Raw genomic sequence first — 22,798 nt, forward strand, 5'->3', positions numbered from 1 at the left:
TGTTAATAAGTTAATGTTATATGAAAGCATTACTGTTGATTATTTTCCGGTGGTATGGGGCTCAGCACCAACCATCCTTCCTGCAGCACCTGCGGCGAATAGCCGTACACTGGGGTTTCATTCATCACGTTGGCCTTAAGCGCTGTGGTATTGGCGGCGCCGGGTGTTATCCACGACCAGGAATACCCGCTTTCTGCCGGCAGGGGAACGGTCATGCCCTGCGCCATTTGCAGCATGGGGCGCGTAGTGAAGTTCACCGCCAGGTTGTTCATGATATCAGAATACTGATCGGGTGGTATCACCAATTCGCTTACGGCCAGTACACCAGTGGTAGCATGCACCGCAGCACGCGGGTCAACCAGCATGGTAATGGCAATGGGTTGCTGGTTCAACGTAACCTGTATGGTGGTATCGGTAGGTAGCGTTACGCCATTTTTCCAGAAGGCTTTAGCAGCGGGCATGTATAAAGGCTGTTGAGTGTACGGGTTGCTATTAGTTGTTTCAAGCACGTAGGCTACCAGCCCGTCGTCGAGGTTCGCCAGGTCACCCAGGCGGACAGGAAAAAGTACATTGCCCAGGTTCGCGCTGCTATGGGGCATACGGGTGGGGTAGCTGTAGCGCTGGTTGTTCACATCCTGCGGAAAGGGGCTCTGGGCATTGTTATCCGCCTGGTTCAGCGGCAGCAGGTTGCCCATTGTTTCAAGTCCCAGAATGGCGCGCGTAATTGCCAGCGGGCGTCCGATGAGCACTGCCAGTGAATTGTCCTGCGCATAATTGGAGGGGCTTACAAAGGTTTCCGAATCCTGTATCGCCGTCATCATGTCTTCAAGAAAAGCGCCGCTCTGGTTGAACAGGAACCACATGAAATTAGCCACATGCGGGTTAACGGTAGGCGTGCCACGCTGGCCAATGTCTACAGCGAGCTGCTGTTCGCTGGTGCCGGCATTGGCAATATTACCGGCACGGGTACGGTATACGTTCTGACCATGTTCAACACCAAATGTGCCAATGGCGGAACCATCTATATCGTAAAAGAAAAGATCGTTATCGAGGTGGTTGGGCATTACCCATCCGCAAATAGGCGCGGTAGCAGGGTGGCTGTTCGTTTCCACGAAATCATCACTTACACCCGTCACTTCGTTATTATGCGTTGCCGACAACCATTTGAACCAGGTCCTTGTGGGTGTTACAATACGGGGCGAAAGGTAAATGCGGCCCTGGTTCTGCTTATCGTTTTCGTTGGGCGTCATGGCATAGGATGTAATGCAACTAAGACCGCCCTGTGGACTGCGGGTTGCTGTTTGCAGGTCCATCCGCTGTCCGAATGCATCAACGATCTCGATGCTGAGGATGTCCATAAACCCGGCGCGCAGTGGACCGAAATTTCCCTGTGCCAGCAAACCGGTAGGGATGGGTTCCAGGTTGGTGAAGGCATCATCGTACCAGTTGTCGTTGGCCGTAGCGCCGGCGGCTGTATTTATCCTTGGCGTAATACTATCCATTCGCCCGGCAACCAGGTTTTCTACTGCTACCTGCGCCACATAGGAAGTAAGTACCAGGTTGCTATTGAAACCGCTCATGGACTGCGAAAGGATCTTACGGTTATCGTACAACGCGGCTATCTGCTTCAGCGTATTGTCTTCCAGGTCGGTTGGATTGTTATTAATATAATTGGTGATCTGGAAAGAGAGTACGCCGGTAGCGCCCGAGCGCATCGTAGCATCGTCGTCATAACTTACCGGAGTGGGCGATGTAAAAGGCAGCGGTGCCGTACCATTCATCTTGTATACATAGTCAACCCCATCGGCATCGAGGTTGAAATAATCGGTGATGTTGGTAGCGGCGTACAACTGGTTACCGTGGTCCTGCACCCATTGCAAAGGCGACAGGTTCACATTCCAGATCATAAAGATCGGCATGAAAGGATCTACACGGTTGGTGGAAAATTCAGGCAATGCGTTTTGCGTATTCCAGCCCACGCTGCCACATGAATAACCGTCGTTGTTGGCATTGGTCCAGGTTACGCTCAGCGCCTGCGGGCCTGTTACATTAATGACCAGCGCAGTGCCGGGTTGGTAGGTGCTACTATTGATCAATGCAAATAAACTGTTGGCGGGTGGTGTAGGAACGCCACCGGGATTGGGGGCAATGTCGAGCGGACTGAGTCCTCCCTGTGCATACATCAGCGAAAGCGTACAATTTGCCAGCGATGCTACTGCCGGGTTGCCATTACCGCCTGCCGAAGCAAGCGCCGATGCTACCTGACCAGCCAGCATGGGAGTAGTGAGAAAAGCTTCGCCGGTAAGGGTTTGCGCATCGCTTTGTATGGCGGCAGGCATATTGGTGTTCACAGCCGGTACGCCGGGAACAGCCGTTGCATTGACAGTGAAGTTGTTCGAATTGTAGTTGATGAGCAGTTCAGTAAGCAATTCGGTGCTTAACCGCACAAAGGTGGTATCGCCATCGCCATTCCGCTGCGGCGGTTCCATCATATCCCCTTCCATCAAGATCACGGGTTCTGCCGGCATCTGGAAATAATCGGCCATATCGCATTGCAGGGTCCATATGGCATTTGTATTCTGCTTGTTGATGTCGGTAAGTGCATTCAGCACTGTTTGGTAATTGTTATATACGGCATATGCCAGGCTGCTGGTGCTTACGCCCGAACCAGGTGCTAGGATGCCACTTACCTGCCCGGTTTCTTCATCGATGGTATATTGCAGCAATCCTACACTGTTGCCATAGCTGATCACATCGTTCAGTTCACCGGCGGTGGACGTGTAGATGAAATTATTCATTGTGCCCTGCTGTATATAGCTGTCGCTGGTTTCGCCCTGGAACATTTTCACGTACCTTATCCAATCCATGAACAGTTGTTTACGGCGCATGCTCAGCGCGCCGCGTCCCATATCGTACTGCTTTTGCACGCTGTTCAGCAGGTACAACTGTTCGGCCAGGGTAAGCGGCAGGGTTATTTCTGTGTCTTCGGTGCTGCCATCGTTGGTGCCCTGCTTTGTATTTGTGATCAGCCAGTTGAAGCCACCCGAAATATTTTCAAACCCATTGTTGTGCAATGCTTCTTCGAGTGTAATGAGTTTGTTGGGCGTTTTTTCAATATCGTTCAGCAAACCCAGTTGCAGGGCATCGAGGAGGTATTCGTAATTCGTAAGTACATTTGGGTCGTCGGTATCCTGCCCCATATCGATCTTCAGAAGTGCCGAAAGCGCTTCTTCGGTTGAATTGCCGATGGCAATTTCGGTATTGGCATTCCATACCGACATATTGCTTTGCCCCGAAGAAAGAAAATAGGTACTGCCTGTATTGCTGGTCATGTTCCATACTACTTCCTGCATAGTGCCGGCGCAAAGTGTTTGCGTGGGCAGGTTTAGTTGTGTGATCTGGTATTCGTCATTTACACTGTATGAAAGATCGCCATTGTTAAATGTCCACTTCAGGTTTTGTGTGGTTATCTGGCTGAAGAAATCCAGCGGCGTCATTTCAGGCACTGTATTGTTTGCCAGGCAGCGTTGCACATAATCATTATACTGCTCCGTTACCTGGTCCCTGATATCGTTGAGCGGGTCGGTGCTTACATCGTTCAGCCATCCGATCACCTGGTAGGTAGCGCGGAACTGGATGGGGTTATTGCTTTTGATGGCCGATTGCACATCGGGCAGATCGCTGAAATTATCCCAAAAACCAAACACACTGCAACATTCGGGATAATAAGAACTGAAATAAGGTCCCACAAAACCAATTGAAGTGAGATAACAGGGATTGCCATCGGTGTCTTGTTGCGAAGGCAGGTAGCTGGAAGCTGGCTCGGTGGAAGGGTTCCAACTGCTGTGGTCAACCACGCGGCCCATGTACATATAGGGTTGTTGCTGATAAGCGGGGTTTACGGGCAAGGGCACGGTAATATGGGGACGCCCGTCGGAAGGTTTATCAGATGTAATATAGTCGCTCTCCACGATCCAGCTTTTTGCCGTTGGCGCGGCATAGCTGTTGGTCGACTGGTCATAGATGCTGAGATAGCGGGTCACCAGCCAACGGTTTGGGGCATGCGGGAATAAGATATTCGAACTACCGGGCAGTTGCTGTCCTTTTTTGAAATAATCGGGCAATTCCCAATGCAGATGAATACCCGCGCCCAGCGAGTTGTTGGGGCTCACTAGCGGACCGCCGCTGCTGGTTAAACCGAGGGGTTGAAAAATTTTATCTCCGGTACTTGCCATATTCGTATAGCTGTCACCGGGGTCGGCCCAGGGCATTTTTTCGAACAGGGCGGTCTTGCCCTGGAAATTACCTGCTACTTTATCATAATCATTCTGATTAACGCGCAGTGCGGCGATATTCAGCGGAACGATTGCATTCATACGATCGGGTGCTTTTATTGGTTGATGAAACTTACCATGCCTACGCCTTCGGTCATTTCGAAGCCCATAATGGCGGCATCTATCGTTGCCCCGTTGTTGGCATTTGAAATAGTACCCGCAAGCGCCTTCATATTCAGTACACGGGTAGCCGGCGACCTGAATGTGTTGCTGATGTCGGTGGGCGTGGAGGTATCGCTCATGGTAACGCTTTGCACTTTGGTGCCATTGGGATTAGTGGTAGTGGTAATGGTGAATGTATGCAGGTTCTTTACTGCCAGCACGGGTACCGTTTTCACCTGGCAATTATCATTGAAACAGTCTATACCATAATGCAGTGCCTGCGGCGCTTCGTGTATGTCGATGCGCCAGGCATTGCCCGAAATAAGACAGATCATGGTGTCGGATTTTGGTCCCAGTTGTTCCAGCCGCAGTATATCGAGCATGTCGGGATCCTGATCATCGGGCGTACCGCCTTTGGGGTACGCATTCACGCCCAGGCTGGGATAATCGAGCACCAGTGAAGAACGCAATAAAAACCCGGTGATGATGGTAGGCGTAGGAGGCGGATCGGTACCCAGTTTCTTCGAACGCACTTTTGTTGTGAATTCGTTGGTCTTTTGCAGCGACTGCGGCAATACCGCCGCATCGAGGTTCAGCATGGCATTGCTGGTATCGGCAGTGAGGTTGCGTCCGATGCTGAAGGCGCCGTCGCACAAAGTTGTTACCCAGTTCTGGTCGAGGTAAAAAAAGCGGATCGATTCCTGCGGCAGCATCCGTTCATCAGGCACCAGGTAGTTGAATGGCACCCCATTCAGCAATGCCAGGCGGCTCAACCAGGAAGCCAGGTCATCCGGCAGAACGGGATCGGTGAGAGAAGCCTGGATACTTGCCACACTGGCATAAGTAGCAGCCAGGCTTTTTCGAAGAAGCGCTCTTGTCAATGTCTTTTTCATAATGGGTTTATTGCTTTAGCTTCAGCACTGTTTGTTTGAAAATACTGCCCGGCAGCAACGATACACGCTTACCACTGCGTTGCGATAAGGCAGGTTGTGGTGATGGCTGCACATTGAAATACTGCATCATCAGCGTATTCTCTACATTGTTGTTCACCTGTTGGGCCAGGCCTTTTTTCCAGTTGTATAGTCCGGTGGAAAAAGAAGTATCCTGAAGGGCTACCATGCGTCCGATGGTCCATGCAGCCGCATAGGAAGTATCGAGCATGCCGGTAGTGGGGTCGAATACGTTCGCCGCATCGGGCGAAGGAATGGGCACCTGTAGGGGATTGGCGCCGGCATTAGAATAGGGAAGCAGCGGTCCGCGGTACCACGACACGTTTTTTTCGGCGGTGCGCATGGTTTGGTTAAGCGGTACAAAACCCATATTGAAAGCGCCGGCTACCACCGCATTGCTACCGGCATATGGTATGCGAATGTTTGTATTGCTGGCCGGTACGCCACTGCCCGGAGTACAATCATTAAGGCTTTCGAGCTGGTGTACGAATGTGGCGCTTTCGCCGGTGCTGAAAAAGGTCCAGTTTGCCAGCACCGCCAGCCGAATGGTATCAGTTTGTTTATAGTTGGTTGCCGATGGAATGGAACCATCATCCTGCGGCAGAAAAACTTCCAGTCCCTCCAGCGACACCAGGTAAGCCCTGGTTTTACGCTGGGTATTGGGCAGACGGTTGCCAAATACGATCGAAAAGCTGCCGGTAGGCTCGCCGTTCGAATTGCCATTTGTAGGCTGGTTCACCAAACTCACAATGCGCACATGCGCCATCAGTTCCAGGTCATCGATCGAAGGCGCCAGTTGCCAGAACAAACCCATCGGCACGTCGATCACATTGATATTATCTGCCGTATTCTGACCGGGCTCAAGGTCGGCCAGATCGGTAGCTGCGTAAAAGTAAGAATAGGTATTGTCAGGTATTTTACTGTTGGCGTAAGCGGTTTTTGGAAAAAGATCGCAGGTGGTGCAGGGCGTAATACTGTTGGTCAGCGCCGGGTAGGCCGCCGTATCATCATCGTCGAGCAGCAGCACCCAAAGCCAGGTGGGCACATCGCCGTCTACATCCTTACCTGGTTGTGGCGGATCGTAAGGTTCCTTAAGCGTGGGATAACGCGTCCAGGGAAACGTTGTTTTATTGAATACCACATGCGGCAGCACGTTCGAAAATTCGCCCGAAGCATTGTCGTTCGGGAAAACGCTGTTGATCACGCTACCGGGATTGGCAAGACTGAAGCGATCGCTGGTAACGGCAAATGTATAGGTATTGCTGTAGGCTTCGCCGCTCACGGGCGTTTTACCATCGCTTTGAAATACCTGCTGGTTTAACTGCAACTGGTACTCCCCGGCATCCAATCCGGGTAAAGCATGTTGTACGAAGGATACCTGTTCATTCAGCAGGTACTGTTCGCTGTTATTATCGGGCATGATACAAATATTTTGATGAAAATATTTTATGCGGCATTGTTGGTTTCAAGAATGGCTATCATTGGCCAATCGGTAAGCATTTCGGTGCTGCCCATATTGGTGAGCGTCACCAGCGAAGATGCGTACGTATTCCAACCATTATCATTCAGGTCGTCCAGTATGGCATTTCGCTGACCGTTCACCCAGGTATTGATGAACGCACTCAACACATAACTGCTATTATCGAGTTCTTGCGAAGTGGTGCCACTGACGGTGATGTCGAGGGTTTCAGCTTTATCGTTTTCCTTAACCTGCAAGGTGTAGCTGGTATCGGGTTGCGGCGACATATAGCTGAAATTGGTTTGCTCGCCACTGGTGAACAGCAGATCGATGAGCGGCACATTGTTCACTGTATCGGGATTACGCGGCACCGGCGTTATGTTGAAGCCCAGCAGGGTTTGGGTAAGTAGGGCGGGGGTATTGGCATCGTTCGAAGAGAGAGCGGGATCGCCCCAAAGCGCCGTATTGCTACTGCCAAGCACGGGGTCAACCGATACATTGTTGCGGTAATCGCTGAACTGGCCTTTTTTATCAGTGCTTTCCCGTTTGCAAAGCGTAATGGTATGTACCGATTGTACATTGGAAAGCTTCATTGGCTTTACATTCACATTCGGGTTCCATACCTGTGTTTTGGAATAGGTTTCCGTGCCTGCCGGGAGGTCGTAATAAGGATGACTGCTGGTATCGATATCGGCGCCGTTGTATTGCGTGGGGTCATTGGGAATAGCGGCGTTGGTAGTGGCGCCCGTTGCCCAGTTGGCCATGTTGGCAGGGATGGTGGTAGTGGTAACGATATTGAAATTGTCGGGATCGAGCAGCCAGTTCCAGGTTTCGCCGTCCTGGCTGGTGGCATCCTTGCCCAGCAAACCGGTCGATACCGAAGCCGATACATTGGTCGTAATAGTGGTATCGGTAGCGGCAGCACTCATGCTAACAGCGCTCATCAATCGCTGTTGCGGTTGTGGAGCAGGTTGCTGGGTTTTTACAGGCGGCGGTAAAAAGTTCTGTTCCAGGTTCTGCCAGGTAACCGGTACAGGAGCGGCTGCCGTTGATCCAAACTGGATGGTGATCGTGATCACATCGAGGTCAACATCGGCATGGCCACCAAAGGGTGGTCCCCACAATTGCAGATCGGCGCCTACATGTATCTTGATAGTGAACAGTCCAACATTGAGATCACAGCCTATGTTCACATACGCATCGGCCTCGTACTGGAAGGGCGACCAACTGATGAGAAAATCGGCGCCCATGTTGAACCATACTTTCACCACGGTGGCATCGTAGGTGGCCGCCACCGACATGCCAGCCATGAACATCGAAGGCGTAAGGGCCAGGTAGCTGGAACCAGAAGCCTGGAAGGGACCGAGGTTGAATGTAACGCGAATGCGCGGCACATCAGGATACCATTCAGGTTTGTTAAATGCAGGATGATAACCACCCAGGCTCACAACAAAATCGCCCTGGTGCTCACCGGCAAACCACAGGTAAAAAGCAAAGCCGCCGCTGAGTTTTACAAATGGTCCGAATATATAAGATGCCGGTGTAATAACGCCTGTTACATTGATAAGACCGGTGGAAGGCGTAATGGCCGCCACCAGGTTCACCTGTATACTTGCCAGTGCATCGGGCGAGCCTTCGGGCAGTACAATAGCGCAACTACCCAGCAGGGCTACCTGCATATCTACCCCGAACGAGAAAGTGACCATGGCAAAGGCCGAGATCATATCGAAAGAGGTAAACTGTACGCCGAAACCTACCCAGTACTCACCGGCTTCGTATTTGATCACACTGCCGTTCTGCAACTGGCCGATGACGCTGCTGAGCGCATCCTCCGCGTTGCCCTGCGGCGGCGCCATATTTGGCAGCAACAGGTAGGTTGGCAGAGTGTCGATGGTAGGCAGTATCAGCGCATAATTCACCCCGAAGCCAAAAGCCAGCCCCGATACATAGAAGAAGGGCGGACCACCAAGCGGCACTTCAAGATTGGCGTAAATGAAGAAAGCTGCCGGGTTGCTATTTTGCGCCGGGGCATAACCTCCCACAGCTTTAAAACCAAATTCGGCTATCTGTACAATGACTTCACCAAAATAGTTGGTGATATCGGTTTTGGGGTCGACCGTTTTCAGAAAGGCGCCACCGATCTCCAGGCCCGGTTCGGTAAAATCCATACCCAGTCCCTGTATGTCGAAGGTCACTTCATTGCCTGCAGGCATGCCAGGCAATGGGAACGGGAACGTTATGCAAAGTCCCTGCACATCCAGCGTAAAACCGCCCATGCTCATACCGGCGGAAATGCCGAAAGTAGCTTCGCCCGATGCATAGTTCAACCCAACCTTCTGCAGGCTTACCGGGCCAAAGGTTTTGTTTACATTGATCCAGTGCACCGGACTTGCAGGCGGACTGGTTTGTACTTTATTGGCCGGGTTGTTATAATAGGAAGCCGGCGTATTACCAGGTGTTGCAGCAGGCAACGCCAAGGGAAGGGCAAAATTATTTTCCGCCGTAGCCGATCCTTCGCGCATAAGCCCCGCTGTAAGCGAAAAACCACCCTGGGTGAGCGTGAAAGCCGTTTGATCGCCTTTCGTATCGATCGAATAGTTGTTCTTTTCTTTGCCATCGCCAATGGTGCGCGTGTAAAGCGGGTTGGCCGTTGTATTTACTTTGGGAATATGAAAGTTAACTGGTTTGCCCGTTGTTTTCGGATCGGCATTTGTGTAAGAAAAGCCGATGTGCTTCAGGGTATATTCATTGAACACCGGTATATCGCCCACCAATGGAAGGTTTTTAAAAGCCAGGTCGGTATCGATGGCGGCGCCCACCACATATGGGTTGGTGCCGGTTGCCCCGGACTGTATGATGGAGTCAGCATAGAAACTCAATGTTACCTTATCGGTGTTACTGCCATTGGAATACTCCAGTTCAAAACTAGCAGACACGCCCAGCTCGGTAGTAGCATTACCGGTTTTGGGCGATGTATAGATCACCTGTCCGGCTACATAGTTTATGATTGCTTCGAGATTCAGCTCAGGCGGCAATAGCACATTCACACCGAATTGCTGACCAACAAAACTGATGAAGGTACCAATGTCGATCACGGCATTTTGTACGCAGCCGTTGAAAGTATATGTAGTGGCGGTATCGGTGGTGGTCAGTTCTGCAGCCAGCGATACTGGAACGGAACCTATTTCAAGGTTGATGCCTGTTGTCAGATCTACGTTAGTGGGCATAATGGCGGGTTGAGAAATGCTTAAAGAGTTTGGTCATGTTTGTTGCGATGCGCTGCCCGATGTGGCAGAGAAAGCAACGGAAAGGCTTTGGATCTTCAGCCAGTTGTTCAGATCGCCCGGAAGGGCAATGAGCCCCTTCGAAGGATCGCTGCCTTCTATATCGAGATTAAAGGAAAAAAGAAATTCTTTGGAGGATGAGTTGATAGAGAATTCATATACGTTCACCATCGTTTGATTCTGCGCGTTAAAGGTATCTGGTGTAAGCGATGGGAATGCCTGTGTAATGAGCGACATGCCAGGGCTTTGGGAAAGATCGGAAGCGCCGAGTTTCGATTCGATGAAATTGATCACATCGCCCAGGTAAACGGTCACCGGCGGATCGCCCGGCTGCCGGTCGAGTTTAAAAAGAAAGCCATTGGTTACGCCATCCTGCGACTGGTCATCACCAAAAGCGAGTTCCGAAGCCAGGGGTACCGTTTGCTCACCGATCAGCAACTTCGCTTTGAAATTAACGGCAGTACTGCTCATGATTTAAAGTTTAAGGTTCACGGTCAAACACCAGGCGGTTATGATGAATAGGCAACCGCTATACTAAATGATTCAAGTGAAAAATTCTCGAAAATGCCGAACTGGCCCGACATAGCTATTTCGAACTCAAAATCCGAAATGTAGCCCGTGGTCACATCGGCATCTGTTGCAAAGTCGAATTTCTCAAGAGTGATACTATTGCCGATGCCCAGGTCGGTAGCCTGCCCCAGCAGGTCCGACACGATCTGCGAAACCGGCTGGTTATATGGATTGTCGAAATTGCCCGAGAGGCTGAAATTAGGTTGATCGGGCGGGTTAGGAAAACCCATATTCAGGTCGAAGGTAAAGTCGGGATTGCCGGTATCGCCCGGGCGATTGAAATTGCACAACACGAAATTACCAACCAGCCCCCAGGCAGGCTCGGGTGTTGTATTTATGTTACTGATATTGATCCATATGGCCAGCGGGTTGAGATAGAGGGCTTGTTTATAAATGGGAATATTGGTAATGCCAATGGTAACGTCTACACCACTCACTACTACCGAAAAAGAAGGCGCTGTGCTTACATACAGCGATACCCCCAGACTTAGCAGTTCAAGTTGGGTTTGGTTATTATAATATGGGCCCAGTTGTGTTGAAGGAAAGCAAGTGCTGAAATTGTTATTGCCTGGCACCAAAAAGTTAAGATCGCTGAGCGCGATACCGAAATTGGTAAAGCTGGCCGAGATGTTGAAGAAGCCGTCAGACATTGGTATCTGCGTGGTAAGGGTGCCTGTTCCGCTGCCGATGGCAATGGTCATGCTGAGATCTATTTCGTCTGTTTGCGGCTCATCATCGCTGGTTTGCTGTGTGCCGGTAACATTCACGATGCTGATGCCGGCATTTTTACAAATATCGCCCCCGATGATAGGAATGCAGGCGGCAAGTGCTTTGGTCAATACATCATTATCGGATGATTGCAGGTTCACCGAAAGTTGGTTATTGCTGGTGGTAACGGTGCCAGTTATGGGAATGGTCTTGGTGCCGGTAAGCGCCGCCAGTACATTCATGGCATTGCCGGTAGCTGTAAGATCGAGGCTGGCGCTGAATGAAGTGCCGATCACAGGCGAGTTGCCCGAAGGCACATCGAATACCAGCAAGCTGAGTATACTGTTGGCCAATGCAGGGTAGGTGCTCCCGTATTGGTCGGTAAATTTCCAGGTGGACATGATTGTAGTTTTTTTGTTACCACTCTATTACTACGGGCAGGTGATCGCTCACTATATTATAGGCATTTACCAGTGCCAGCAGGTTGGTGCCTGCCAGCAGGGTATTATTCGCATTCATATTGCGGGCCTTGCCGATCAAATCCACTACCAGTTCCTGACCGTTTTGAAGGACGGTATTGTAAATGATATTATCATATGCATCGCTCAGATAATTAGCCGGTGGCTGCATGCTGTTGGCCGGTTTGGTTCGTACGCTTGATAAAGTGCCGTTAGGTATGAGGGTAATATAGGTAGCCAAACCCGGGGTAAAGGGGAAAACCTGTACTTGCTGCCCACCGACCTGTTCCTTGTTGTAATATGATGCCGGATTGCAATTGAAATCGCCCATGATGAAAGTGTTGTTCATCGTTGCCAGCTCGATAGTAGGCAGAATAGTACAATAGTTGATAGGAGGGCGGTATTTAACACCATCGGCGCCTTTAGGCGGTGGTGCATGAATGCCTACTACCTGGAAAGAATCGGTGCTGTTGAGCACCTGGAACTTGGCGCCATAAGGCGTGCGTGGGTTGATCCAGTTCTGGGTGGTGTTATTGCGAAAAGCCTGTGCCGACAATACTTTCAGCTTTTTGGTATTAAACAATATGCCCACGGTTTCATGATAGCCTGTTATCTGCGGCACAATATAATCGTATTCATAAGTCGGGTTCTGATTATTTGAATAATTTTTTTTAGCAAGCGTGTTCAACTTGGCCTTGATATTATTGAGGGTGGGAAGGCAGGTGCCGCTGATGGCTTTGCCTTTCTGGCTGCCGCCAGTCTTCAGCTCTATGACGACAAAGATATCGGCCGGGTTGGTGCTCAGGTTGGGTACGGCATTCCAGCATGGGTTGCCCATTACCAGCCCCGTAATATAATCGATCACATTATTGCCCAGCCCAAAAGCGTTGAAGATTGGGCTGAATGGATTATTAAGTTTGTTATCACCAATATTCTTGAGATTCCAGGAAACGATTTTCATGATAAATTATTGGTATAGGGTTTAGTGGTTATACTGTAATAATGATAAGATCATTTTACTTTTTCAGATACAGTTTCGCTGTTGGGAGAGTTGGGTAGATTGCTATCAGGGGTCAAGGGGTGTTTTCAGTATAATATTTATCCTGTAAAAGGACAAGGTTTTGTTTTCATAATATATGTGTTATCACGCGGAAATGTATTTGAACTGACTATACAATTTAAATCTTTTTTTTCATTAAACCGGATGTATCATTTTACTTTTTTTTAAACCCGGTTATTTTTTTTGAAAATATGTATATCAATGTTCGGTAAGTTTTTCCATAGCGCAGCTGTGGAAAAACTTACCGAACATTGATTAATGAATATGATATTTGAAATTACATTTGTATCTGGCTTACATATTCAATAAAATCTTTTTTAAATTTCTCTTTATCAAAATCAGGTATTTCCAAAACATTAATAGCTACAATGGATTAATAAGTTCGGTTTTAATTCGTTTGGTTAACTCTTCTCTTTGTGCATTTAATATACTTTGGAAATCAGCATCCGGCTACAAATTCCGAAAGACACTCGATGACAGGAAAAGGCACGATCAGAGAGGATTAGATAAGTTTGAAAAAGCCTCTTCCTAAGTTGTCAAAGTAGAATTAAACGTACCTATAAAACAGCAAAGCCGCAGATTTTTCCTGCGGCTTTGCTGTTTATCTCTTTCGCTTTTTGTATTTCTTATCATACCAGTCATGCCATTTCCGTAAATCTTCCTTTGTAAAATCAAACTGCCCAAAATATGTAATTTTTCCGGATGAAGGGACTTCCGTTTCATCCTTCATAAACCGTACACAATTAATGCATCCATATAGGGTATCATTGGGCGATGCAGCAACCAGTGAGTCCATTATCCTAAAATAATAAGCACGCTCAATATTCTTTTTGGAAGTATTTATGTAATAGTTATCAACTTGGCCATACATAATATTAGGCACAAAAAAACACAGTATTAGTATTCTAAAACTCTGACCTACAGACAACATAGTTTTACATTTACGTCTTCTCCGGTAATAACAATCGTGGTCACAGTTGCCTTAAATAATTACCATACAACTTAAACCTTCGCTTGTTCATAACTACATAATTCCCAATGGGAATATCAGTCAATACAGTAAGTGCTATTTTTCTTTCATTAAACTTAATGGGAATCCATCCTGACGACATACCATTCTCAAAAGCAATTTTAACGCTATCTATCTTCTCATATTCTCCCTTACACATTCCAATCATTGGGAGACATTTTATAGTGTCATTATTAACTACCACAAAAGCATCTGTCAGGAGTTCATGCTTGACATTTTCTACAACAGCAATATCACAACTATCAACGAATTTTCTATTTTCTCCATTACTTATTTCAGCAGGAAAATTATTCATTTGAAATGTACTTTCCAATATTAATATACCTTCTGACAATTTCCATGTACCCTCACTTATTTGATGAGTGCCAATAGTATTAGCACTATAATAAAAAGTATTATCCTTTTTCAATATTAAGCTTACAAGGCCATAACTGTCTTTGGCTGAATAGTTGAACTTAAAGGAAATACCTTTCATCCTATCATTTTTAGTAATGCGTTCCTTTTTTAATGTTTGGCAATTGCCACATATTGAAAAGAAAATTATGACAGCAACTATAAAAAGTACTTTCATATTGTCAAAAAGCTTTGGAAAACGGGTTGTTAAATGACTTAGAAACGTGTGACGCAGTGATTCCTTATCAATACTATCAGTATTAAGATTGCCCGTACTATGGAGCGATTCCTTACTCCTTACATTCAATTCCTCGTTTGGAAGATTGCTGCCTGGATGGTCCGGATCGTTGGAATAAGTAGCTGTTCTATAGTCCATCTTACCTTCGAAAATGTTTTCCGTATGTATGAGTTCATGCAACAGACCAATAAATGATGGCCTACCTGATGTTCCGTTTTCATTTTGGATCCTGCTACCCGGATCAGTTGGATTGTATTCTACTACGGCATCTGTCCCATTACCTGTTCCTGCTGATTCTTTTGAAAGCATAAATTTGGGGATAAAAAAATATTTTCTTGCTTATTCATCTGCGGCGAAGGTGAAAGCAAAAACAAACGCTACCTGATTGAGTGGCGTTTGTTTATTTTTATTGACTGATAATTTTAGTCTATCATAAAAGCGGGTATCAGCTTTACATAAATACTATCCATTCCTTTTTCATACATGCCCACATAAATAAAATTTGAACCAGATAATGTTTTTCCTTTTTCTTTAGCTAATGTTTCCAATTCTGCAAAGCGATGCTCTTTTAAATATTTTATAATTGCTGTATCGCTGTCTATTGGGTAGCTATACCTTTCAACTTCTTTACTTAAAAAAGGGGTTTTATAAAAGAGCTTTGAAGTATCGTCTATTATCATTTCACCGTAACTGGATTTCCCCCCTTCAAAACTTACCATGTCTAAAATAATAAACCTATCAATCTTTGAAGTATCTGTTTGTACTCCAAATAAAAGAGCAGCTTTTTCCCTTATCGCATATATGCGACTATCATAAGACTGATAAGAAGAACCAGCTTTAATTCCTGCTTTTTGTTGATGCTCTTTATTGATTAATTCAATAACAGATTTACTACTCTTAGTTACTTGCAGCGTAGGACTACAAGATATAAAAATAATTATGCTGAATAATATTTTAATGGCTCTCATATTGTACTATTTTGGTTTTCTATAGATATAACGATTGGCTTCAGGTACATCACTGGATTTTATTACATCGAGGGTGAGCGTTTCTAACGTGGCCTCGTCCTGTAAATTGAAGCTTAAACTCTCCATACTACCTAATCGCCTGCCTTGCCTGAAGCGTACATTTGCACGTATTTCGGTTATTGCTTCCTTATCCCATTGGAAATGGGGCCAATCTTTCAATTGATATATGTAGATGTAACTCATTCTACGCAAGATTTGCGTCAATTATAGCTAATATTCTTCGCATGAAGAAGTATTCTACGCATACTTTGCGTAGAATATATGGCGTAATCTACGCAAGGGCAGATGAGGAAGGCCATAACCGGTGGTAAGTCTGTTGGACCTGCTCAAATATTCCAATCTCCCCAGTATAACGATGAAGGCATCACCCACTTGGTAAGACAGACTATCCATGACAGGAGCTATACTTTTCTATGTAATTATAGACCTCCATAGCTATAGTATAGCTATACTGCTATCAGTACACCACAAGTACATTAAAAGTACATTTCTATATCAATTCGATATTGAGGTGTTGATTAAGTGTAGTATTAGTACTCATTTAGTAATATAGTTACACTATAGTTCGGACGAAGATTTTAATATTGTCCTTATTACCCCAAAAATTGTTTGTTATGGCGCTTGTAAAAGACAACATACTCCTTCAACTTGTCCGAGGTACCCTCGGCGATCAAATCACGATTTACGAACGGAATGGCCAGATTATAATGGCAAAAAAACGTGGCCCGTCAAAGAATAAGCCGACAGCGAAACAGCTGGAAGCCCGGTATAAAATGAAAGTAGCTGCGGCTTATGCAAAATTGATCTTGCAGGATCCTGCGCTAAAGGCTTATTATAAGTCACTGGCAGGTCCTGGTCAGAATGCTTACAATATGGCAGTAAAAGATGCATACAAGTCTCCTGAAGTGCAGCAAATACAGTTCGAAGACACGACGGTCGTCGTGACGGCAAAAGATGAATTTAGGGTAGCAGCAGTGGAAATTCGCATAGAAGATGCGGCAGGTAATATACAGGAACGGGGCAATGCGGTATTAGGGCGAAATGGCGTGGATTGGTATTATAAAGGGAAAAGTTTCCCGGCAGGGGGGAGGGTGATAGTGGTGGCGGTAGATCTGCCTGGCAATGAGACGGTGAGAGCGGTGAGATTGGAATAGAAAAGTTTACTTATTCTCAGGGCGTAAAATGCTTGCTTAGTTTCCTTTATTCACGCCAATTATTTTTACTGCCTGACAAGTAATAGCGGATGCCGTGTCGTTCGTATATGCTACCCCTATAGCTACAAATAACGGTTGATCATTATTTATTTCAATATAAACAGGTCCTGCCTGCAGATCGCTCCTGGCGATCCACGCTGTACTTCCGGATGTTGTTGTGGAGGTATAAGATGCAAGATCTATTCCTACACCCAACAATATAATTTTACAATAAGCAGTATGCACCTGCCACCCGATCTGGTCGGATGGGATGGTAAGCGTGATTTTATTATCAATGCCTGTTATTATTCCGGCAGGAATGTAATTCGATACCTGGTGATCCGGGTCGAACTCATATCCCTCAAAAAACTTTAAATTTTCAATGAGTATTTGCCGCTCACCTGTTTTGTGGAAGGTGTCTGCATGAATAACATGATGTAGTATAAACTTCGCGAGCCGGTGAAAACGACTGCGATCTGGTTTCATTAAAGCTGCGCAAACCCTGATCAGTTTTGCAGCACGGATGGCGGTTGTAAATTCTGGATTCAGGGTTCTTTTGGAGACTTTCTTTTGGGACTTTTTATTATGAAGATGCAACAATAATTTACTCTTTGCCGGCATAATTAATTTAAATTTTGAGTAGTACAAAATGGCCATGGAAGCGGCATTATTTCTATATTTGTTTTACCCAAAACAATTATAAACAAAATAAATTTCAGCGTATTGAGCAATGAAAAACGGGACGAAATTGACAGTTTTGAGAAATTTACTGTCAATGGCGAGTATGCATATTTATTCCATGAGGTGATAAGAGCAAAGGCGCTCATGTGGATGATAGATGATTCTTTATCTACTGCTTATAGATTATTGAATAAGGCGAAAATTGCGCTGGAGAAACCTTTGACCTATAAGTTGACCTTGGGGGAATTTTGTGTTTATTATCGCGATCAGCGGCCGGAGTGGCTGGCGTATCGATTTTGGAGGTATATGGAAGGTGGAAAGTAAAATTCTTTTTTAGATGATGGATGATTTTCTTTTTGTTAAGCAATCAAATGGGCTTTTCACGAAAGTGGATAGTCGGGGGATTGTGCTCGTGGAGGCTAGTGGAGGATGTTCAAAGATCATTACCACTAGTAGTCATTACCTGGTGAATAGCACGCTGGGTGAACTGGAAGGGATATTGCCTGAGGCACATTTTTGTAGGGTCAATAGATCTTGTTTGGTGGGGATAGGGCATATTAGTGGGTTTACGGTTGAGTCGATTTTTATTTTGGATAAGGAGGTGGCTTTGACAAAGGCGTATGCGGAGAAGTTTTTTGAGCGGGTGAAGGTCGTGTTTTGATTGGATCATGGCAGTCTTGTGAGGAGGACGCTGGCGAGGTTGTTTGTGATAGATTGGCTAAAAACCTTTCGTGAACGAAGTGAAGGCTTTTTAAATATTCATCCCCACCCTCATCCTCCTCTTTTCGATTCCCCAACCCCCACTTTTCGATTCCCCAACAGATTTTCTTATTCCGCACCCATTTCTTGCCGATCATTGCTCCAGGAATACAGGCCGTGCCGGGGATGAAAGAGAGGCACCTTTTATCCCACTGTATCCTATCTTTTTCACCCCTTAAAACAAATGTCATGGCAAAATCAGCAGCAATGATCTGGAAATCCGCCTCCGGAACCGTAGGGAAAGAACTCACCATTACCACCAAAAGATCCGGTACTGTCCTGATAGGCAAACACCGCAAGGCAAGTTCTGTAGATCCTACGGAAGATCAACTCAAAGTGCAGCAAAAATTTAAACAGGGCACTATCTATGCAAAAGCTGTGATGCAGAACCCTGATCTGAAAGCACAATACCAGGCAGCGGCAAAAAACGACCAATCTGCCTATAACGTGGCTTTACGGGATGCCTTCAAAGCCCCGGAGATCAATGATGTCAGCACAGCCAGCTATACCGGTGCTATTGGTACTACCATCACCGTTAGGGCTACCGATGATTTCAAAGTAGCCGGTGTGAAAGTGCAAATCACCAATGCAGCGGGAGTATTGCTCGAACAGGGAGATGCTATACTGCTGGAGAATGGGCTGGACTGGTTATACACCGCCACCGTGTTGAATGATGCTGTGCAGGGTAGTATCATCACCGTGAGTGCAAAGGATCTGCCTGCGAATGAAACGGTGAAGGAAATTGTGCTGTAATCTTAATGAGGATATTGGATGTTAAGTGGCCAGTTGCACCTTAGAACGTTGATTGCATTTTAAAACGTCAATTACATTTTATAACCGCAATTGCATTTTAAATCCCCAATTGCACCTTCATACAATCCAATTTCCTCTTAAGAATACCTGTCTGTTTTTTAAAAAGCGCCTGCTTTTTTTCTTAAACCCCGTGTTGCTCCCGATTATTCGGGAGCAACTTTTTTTATAAATATCATAGTATCACTTATGGTACTATCCAATGCTGTATTGCATTTCACGTCATGGTATCACTTGTGATACCCCTGCTCGTTGCAGTTATGTCCCGGTACTTTGCACTAAGATCAAATTCAATACTCACATGAATCACCTATCAACCTTCGAACACCTGGTTAACGCCACCGGTCAAACAGATTTTCCTACCATCCTACATGAAGAAAAAAACAGGATTATCGCCGAATGGCAGCAAAATCTTTATGCAGATGATAACAGATTGAAACAACGCATCCAGCTATATCAAAACAAACTTCTATTCCTGTTGGAAACCATTACGAACCAGTTTCCTCCTGAAATGTTCACCACAGATCAATCAGACGATCAGCTTGTTCAGCTTTCCTTCACCTTGTATGATTTGCTTGTCTACCTTGAAGAGAACTATGCCGCCTACCTGGATCTTTGTTATAACATTTCCCGGCTTCACCTACTATCAGCCCGCGAAGAATTAGCCAGGGAAACACCGCTACTGAACCGGATACTGCCAGACACTGATGTAATGAGAATCGTGATCTCTTCTTTTGAAGAAACCCTGCGATCGGATCATGTCACTTTCCGGCAGCTTTATTATACCAGGGAGTTGAGCAAATGCCTGCGAAACCTACAGCCAGACAGTCTTCCAGAAGATGTAGAAGCCCTGTTGCTTTACATGAATTTTAATGATAGTATGTACCTGAAATATAAACTACAGTTGTTATCAGTAGAGATCAATTCGCATCCAACAACTCATCAACAACTAACACAAACAAAATGGTTGTTGAAAATGAATAACCAGCAACAGGAACAGTACGGTTATGCATACGACATTGATCAACTATCCCTAAAAGACCAGATCAGTGAGTGGCTAATGCATGAAAGTGAATTCCTGGAATATAAAATCAAGATCGATGAAACAACCCCCTTGCCACAAGAGGTGGCCCGGTGGCACAACTTTAAAGTGAAAGTAGACCTGTCTGTCAATGAATTGGCCTTCCTGTTGCGGGTGATGATCGAACATGGATTGATCCTGAATAACAATAAAAGCGAAGTGGCGGAGTTTTTTGCCAGGTATTTTGCTACGAATAATCAACCGTCTATTTCAGCAGATAGCCTTCGTAGAAAAATGTATGATTATTCTGCATCCAGCATAGAATCTGTAAAGCAATTACTACTTGACCTCTTTCATACGAGTAAACGTATCAATTCTGATTAAAAATCTAACACTTTTTTTATTTAGTAACACTTTTAAAATCAATTAGTCGCAACCCTGGTTGTCACCCCTGTCACTAGTCTGGCATCGTTTATTGGTCTTCATTTGCATCATAAACAAAACAAAAAATACGCTATGATTTCAAATTTACCTTCGGATGAATTACATCATTTCAAAACAGGCGTGCTGGCTGAAAAGCAGGTAAGAATGACTCTCCCGGAACAGTATACAACGGAGGGAGCTGGCGAGATTAACTACATACGCCATATGAATGCTTTCTATACACGGTTAAAGAATGAGCGCCGGTTAAAAGCACATCATATCAGTTTGTATTTGTCGCTCTTTATGGCCTGGAACAAAAATCATTTCCTGGATAGTTTCCCTGTATTTCGCGAGCAGGTGATGTCGACCAGTGGAATAGGATCTACCAAAACGTATACCGATAGTCTGAAATGGTTGCATGAATGTGGATATATCATCTATCGTCCCTCCGGGAAAGTATATGTTCCCTGCCAGATCAGTATCATTTCTTATACCGGAAGCCGATCGGGTGGTAGTAAATATGCTACTGATATCGGTAGTAAATATGATACTGATACAGGTAGTAAATATGCCACTGATACGGGTAGCAAATATGCTACTGATACAGGGCCTCAAAATGGTACCGTCTCAGTAGCAAAATCGCTACACAATTATAATAATAAACAAATAAACGGGGGAAATGATTGTAAACAGGCACTCCAATCCCCCCAATTAATTATTCATGAAAAAAAAATTCCAACAATGGAAGCTGCCACGCATTGGTTTGCGCAAAAAGGCCAAACGGCCCAGGAAGCCCGCAAATTTTTCTACCATTACGATGCGATTAACTGGCGGTTCGGCACGCAGCCGATAGCGAATTGGAAATCACTCGCATCGAAATGGATCGAGAGTATCAGAATAACCAGGAATGAAAAACCAGGAAAGTTGCATGTCGACAAAAACAAATTATATAGCGAGCCCCTATGATTATCATTTTATGCTGCAGCATGTGTCCAAAACAGGGAAAGATCTTTTCGGCCGCGATTTTGTAATCGAGGATGTTGATAAGCCAGTGATCAACAGGTTGTTATCTTATTTCCTGAAAGATAAAAGAGTGGCGGAATCGGAAGGGATCAGCCTACACAAAGGCATACTCCTCGTTGGTCCGGTAGGGTGTGGTAAAACATCTATCCTGAAGATCATGAGCAATTTTTGCTCTTCGGCGGAAAAACCTGTTTTTCGTTCGTGCAGCGACGTGGTATTTGATTTTAATACGAAGGGATATGAGGGTATTGAACCTTATACCAGGGGCGCGTTTTGGTCATACTCTTCTCAGCCACTCGTCCATTGCTTTGACGACCTCGGACCGGAACCTATAGGGAATTACTATGGGAATAATACCAATGTCATCGCAGAGATTTTATTGTCACGGTACAACTATTTTATTTCCAGGAAAATGATCACGCATATTACGACGAACATGAATAGTGATGAGCTGGAAGGAATATATGGAAATCGCATTCGTAGTCGTATGCGCGAGATGTTTAACCTGGTTGTTTATAGCAATTTGTCAACAGATAAACGAAAGTAACCATGTTCTTAGTAAAAATAAATAATCAATTGGATGGTTCGCGGGTATTGGAAATTTGTGGGCAGGCATTTACAGCGGAGGCTGATGATCATTCCATTGATCGGGCCATCGAACTGGCGGGCTGTTGGGAACCTTACCAGGTCACATACGCAAGAGTGGTGCATTTGAGAAATTGGATCATGGAGAATGAGGAGTACCAGGTGTCTTTGGTGGATATATATGATATGGTAGGGTGTAAGCGATTTGTAGATAAAGTGATCAATGCTGCATTTGTTGACTTAGGTGGGCGGTACCGGGAAGGTTTTCTTGCAAGGATGAGGGAGAATGAACGAATTTTTTTTGAAGAAGATTTTATGGATACAGTTTGAGTGATTTAAAAATGTAGGAATGAAAAGGGCCTGGTAGTCTTGCCGGGCCTGTATTTAAAAGAGATTAAGAGTTATTAGGGTTAACATAGAGTAAGTAAGAGTAAGGCCTGGTATTCTTGCCGGGCCTGTATTTAAAGGATATTTATTAGGGTTAAACATAGAGTAAGTAAGAGTAAGGCGTGGTATTCTTGCCGGGCCTGTATTTAGAAGATATTTATTAGGGTTAAACATAGAGTAAGTAAGAGTAAGGACTGGTAATCTTGCTTTGCCTGTATTTAGAAGATATTAAGATATTTATTAGGGTTAACATAGAGTAAGTAAGAGTAAGGCCAGGTAATCTTACCTGGCTTTACTATAAA

Annotated in this window: 19 protein-coding genes; 8 read left to right on the forward strand and 11 right to left on the reverse strand. The window is 45.6% G+C overall.

Translation table 11 applies throughout. The features are described 5' to 3' along the window. Positions 1-29 precede the first annotated feature (29 nt). The 10 genes from QQL36_RS23790 to QQL36_RS23835 form a co-directional block, all read right to left on the reverse strand. Positions 30-4,376, reverse strand: a complete 4,347-nt coding sequence (locus tag QQL36_RS23790; RefSeq protein ID WP_321567003.1) for a hypothetical protein — start codon at positions 4,374-4,376, stop codon at positions 30-32. A 14-nt stretch (positions 4,377-4,390) separates the two neighbouring features. After that, positions 4,391-5,329: a hypothetical protein gene (locus tag QQL36_RS23795; RefSeq protein ID WP_321567004.1), complete on the reverse strand. Its 939-nt coding sequence runs from the start codon at positions 5,327-5,329 to the stop codon at positions 4,391-4,393. Positions 5,330-5,336: 7 nt separating this feature from the next. Next, complete coding sequence (locus QQL36_RS23800; RefSeq protein WP_321567005.1) at positions 5,337-6,806, reverse strand: hypothetical protein; 1,470 nt, start codon at positions 6,804-6,806, stop codon at positions 5,337-5,339. A 26-nt stretch (positions 6,807-6,832) separates the two neighbouring features. Next, a complete protein-coding gene (locus tag QQL36_RS23805) occupies positions 6,833-10,072 on the reverse strand; it encodes a DUF6603 domain-containing protein (protein WP_321567006.1) in 3,240 nt (1,079 codons plus the stop codon). Between the two features lie 33 nt (positions 10,073-10,105). Then, positions 10,106-10,600, reverse strand: a complete 495-nt coding sequence (locus tag QQL36_RS23810) for a hypothetical protein (RefSeq protein WP_321567007.1) — start codon at positions 10,598-10,600, stop codon at positions 10,106-10,108. A 38-nt stretch (positions 10,601-10,638) separates the two neighbouring features. Continuing rightward, positions 10,639-11,808 carry a hypothetical protein gene (locus QQL36_RS23815; protein ID WP_321567008.1) on the reverse strand — a complete coding sequence of 390 codons (1,170 nt, stop codon included), beginning with the start codon at positions 11,806-11,808 and terminating at the stop codon, positions 10,639-10,641. A gap of 16 nt (positions 11,809-11,824) precedes the next feature. Next, on the reverse strand, positions 11,825-12,826 hold the full coding sequence (locus QQL36_RS23820; protein ID WP_321567009.1) for a hypothetical protein: 1,002 nt from the start codon (positions 12,824-12,826) through the stop codon (positions 11,825-11,827). Positions 12,827-13,896: 1,070 nt separating this feature from the next. Then, on the reverse strand, positions 13,897-14,895 hold the full coding sequence (locus QQL36_RS23825) for a M91 family zinc metallopeptidase (protein ID WP_321567010.1): 999 nt from the start codon (positions 14,893-14,895) through the stop codon (positions 13,897-13,899). A gap of 113 nt (positions 14,896-15,008) precedes the next feature. Further along, the gene (locus QQL36_RS23830; RefSeq protein ID WP_321567011.1) at positions 15,009-15,554 is read right to left on the reverse strand and encodes a hypothetical protein; all 546 of its coding nucleotides are present in this window, start codon (positions 15,552-15,554) and stop codon (positions 15,009-15,011) included. A 6-nt stretch (positions 15,555-15,560) separates the two neighbouring features. Then, positions 15,561-15,797, reverse strand: a complete 237-nt coding sequence (locus tag QQL36_RS23835) for a DUF4172 domain-containing protein (protein ID WP_321567012.1) — start codon at positions 15,795-15,797, stop codon at positions 15,561-15,563. Between the two features lie 431 nt (positions 15,798-16,228). Between QQL36_RS23835 and QQL36_RS23840 the strand changes: the two genes are divergently transcribed. After that, the gene (locus QQL36_RS23840) at positions 16,229-16,768 is read left to right on the forward strand and encodes a hypothetical protein (RefSeq protein ID WP_321567013.1); all 540 of its coding nucleotides are present in this window, start codon (positions 16,229-16,231) and stop codon (positions 16,766-16,768) included. Positions 16,769-16,804: 36 nt separating this feature from the next. Here the strand turns inward: QQL36_RS23840 and QQL36_RS23845 are convergent, their stop codons facing one another. Further along, positions 16,805-17,428, reverse strand: coding sequence for a hypothetical protein (locus QQL36_RS23845; RefSeq protein ID WP_321567014.1), 624 nt, complete (start codon positions 17,426-17,428; stop codon positions 16,805-16,807). A gap of 102 nt (positions 17,429-17,530) precedes the next feature. Here QQL36_RS23845 and QQL36_RS23850 point away from each other — a divergent pair, with 102 nt between their 5' ends. The 7 genes from QQL36_RS23850 to QQL36_RS23880 all read left to right on the forward strand — a co-directional run bounded on the left by QQL36_RS23850 (position 17,531) and on the right by QQL36_RS23880 (position 22,439). Then, on the forward strand, positions 17,531-17,812 hold the full coding sequence (locus tag QQL36_RS23850; RefSeq protein ID WP_143709036.1) for a hypothetical protein: 282 nt from the start codon (positions 17,531-17,533) through the stop codon (positions 17,810-17,812). Between the two features lie 13 nt (positions 17,813-17,825). Next, positions 17,826-18,149, forward strand: coding sequence for a LytTR family DNA-binding domain-containing protein (locus QQL36_RS23855; protein ID WP_321567015.1), 324 nt, complete (start codon positions 17,826-17,828; stop codon positions 18,147-18,149). Between the two features lie 287 nt (positions 18,150-18,436). Further along, entirely contained in the window at positions 18,437-19,000 is a 564-nt protein-coding gene (locus tag QQL36_RS23860) for a hypothetical protein (protein ID WP_321567016.1), read from the forward strand. A gap of 358 nt (positions 19,001-19,358) precedes the next feature. Then, positions 19,359-20,462 carry a hypothetical protein gene (locus QQL36_RS23865; RefSeq protein WP_321567017.1) on the forward strand — a complete coding sequence of 368 codons (1,104 nt, stop codon included), beginning with the start codon at positions 19,359-19,361 and terminating at the stop codon, positions 20,460-20,462. A 132-nt stretch (positions 20,463-20,594) separates the two neighbouring features. Continuing rightward, the gene (locus tag QQL36_RS23870) at positions 20,595-21,467 is read left to right on the forward strand and encodes a hypothetical protein (protein WP_321567018.1); all 873 of its coding nucleotides are present in this window, start codon (positions 20,595-20,597) and stop codon (positions 21,465-21,467) included. Then, the gene (locus QQL36_RS23875; protein WP_143709035.1) at positions 21,430-22,071 is read left to right on the forward strand and encodes an ATPase; all 642 of its coding nucleotides are present in this window, start codon (positions 21,430-21,432) and stop codon (positions 22,069-22,071) included. The genes QQL36_RS23870 and QQL36_RS23875 overlap by 38 nt, the downstream gene beginning before the upstream one ends. Positions 22,072-22,073: 2 nt before the next feature. Beyond that, positions 22,074-22,439: a hypothetical protein gene (locus QQL36_RS23880; RefSeq protein ID WP_321567019.1), complete on the forward strand. Its 366-nt coding sequence runs from the start codon at positions 22,074-22,076 to the stop codon at positions 22,437-22,439. Positions 22,440-22,798: the final 359 nt, after the last annotated feature.

This window comes from Chitinophaga sp. LS1, assembly GCF_034274695.1.
Taxonomy (GTDB): domain Bacteria; phylum Bacteroidota; class Bacteroidia; order Chitinophagales; family Chitinophagaceae; genus Chitinophaga.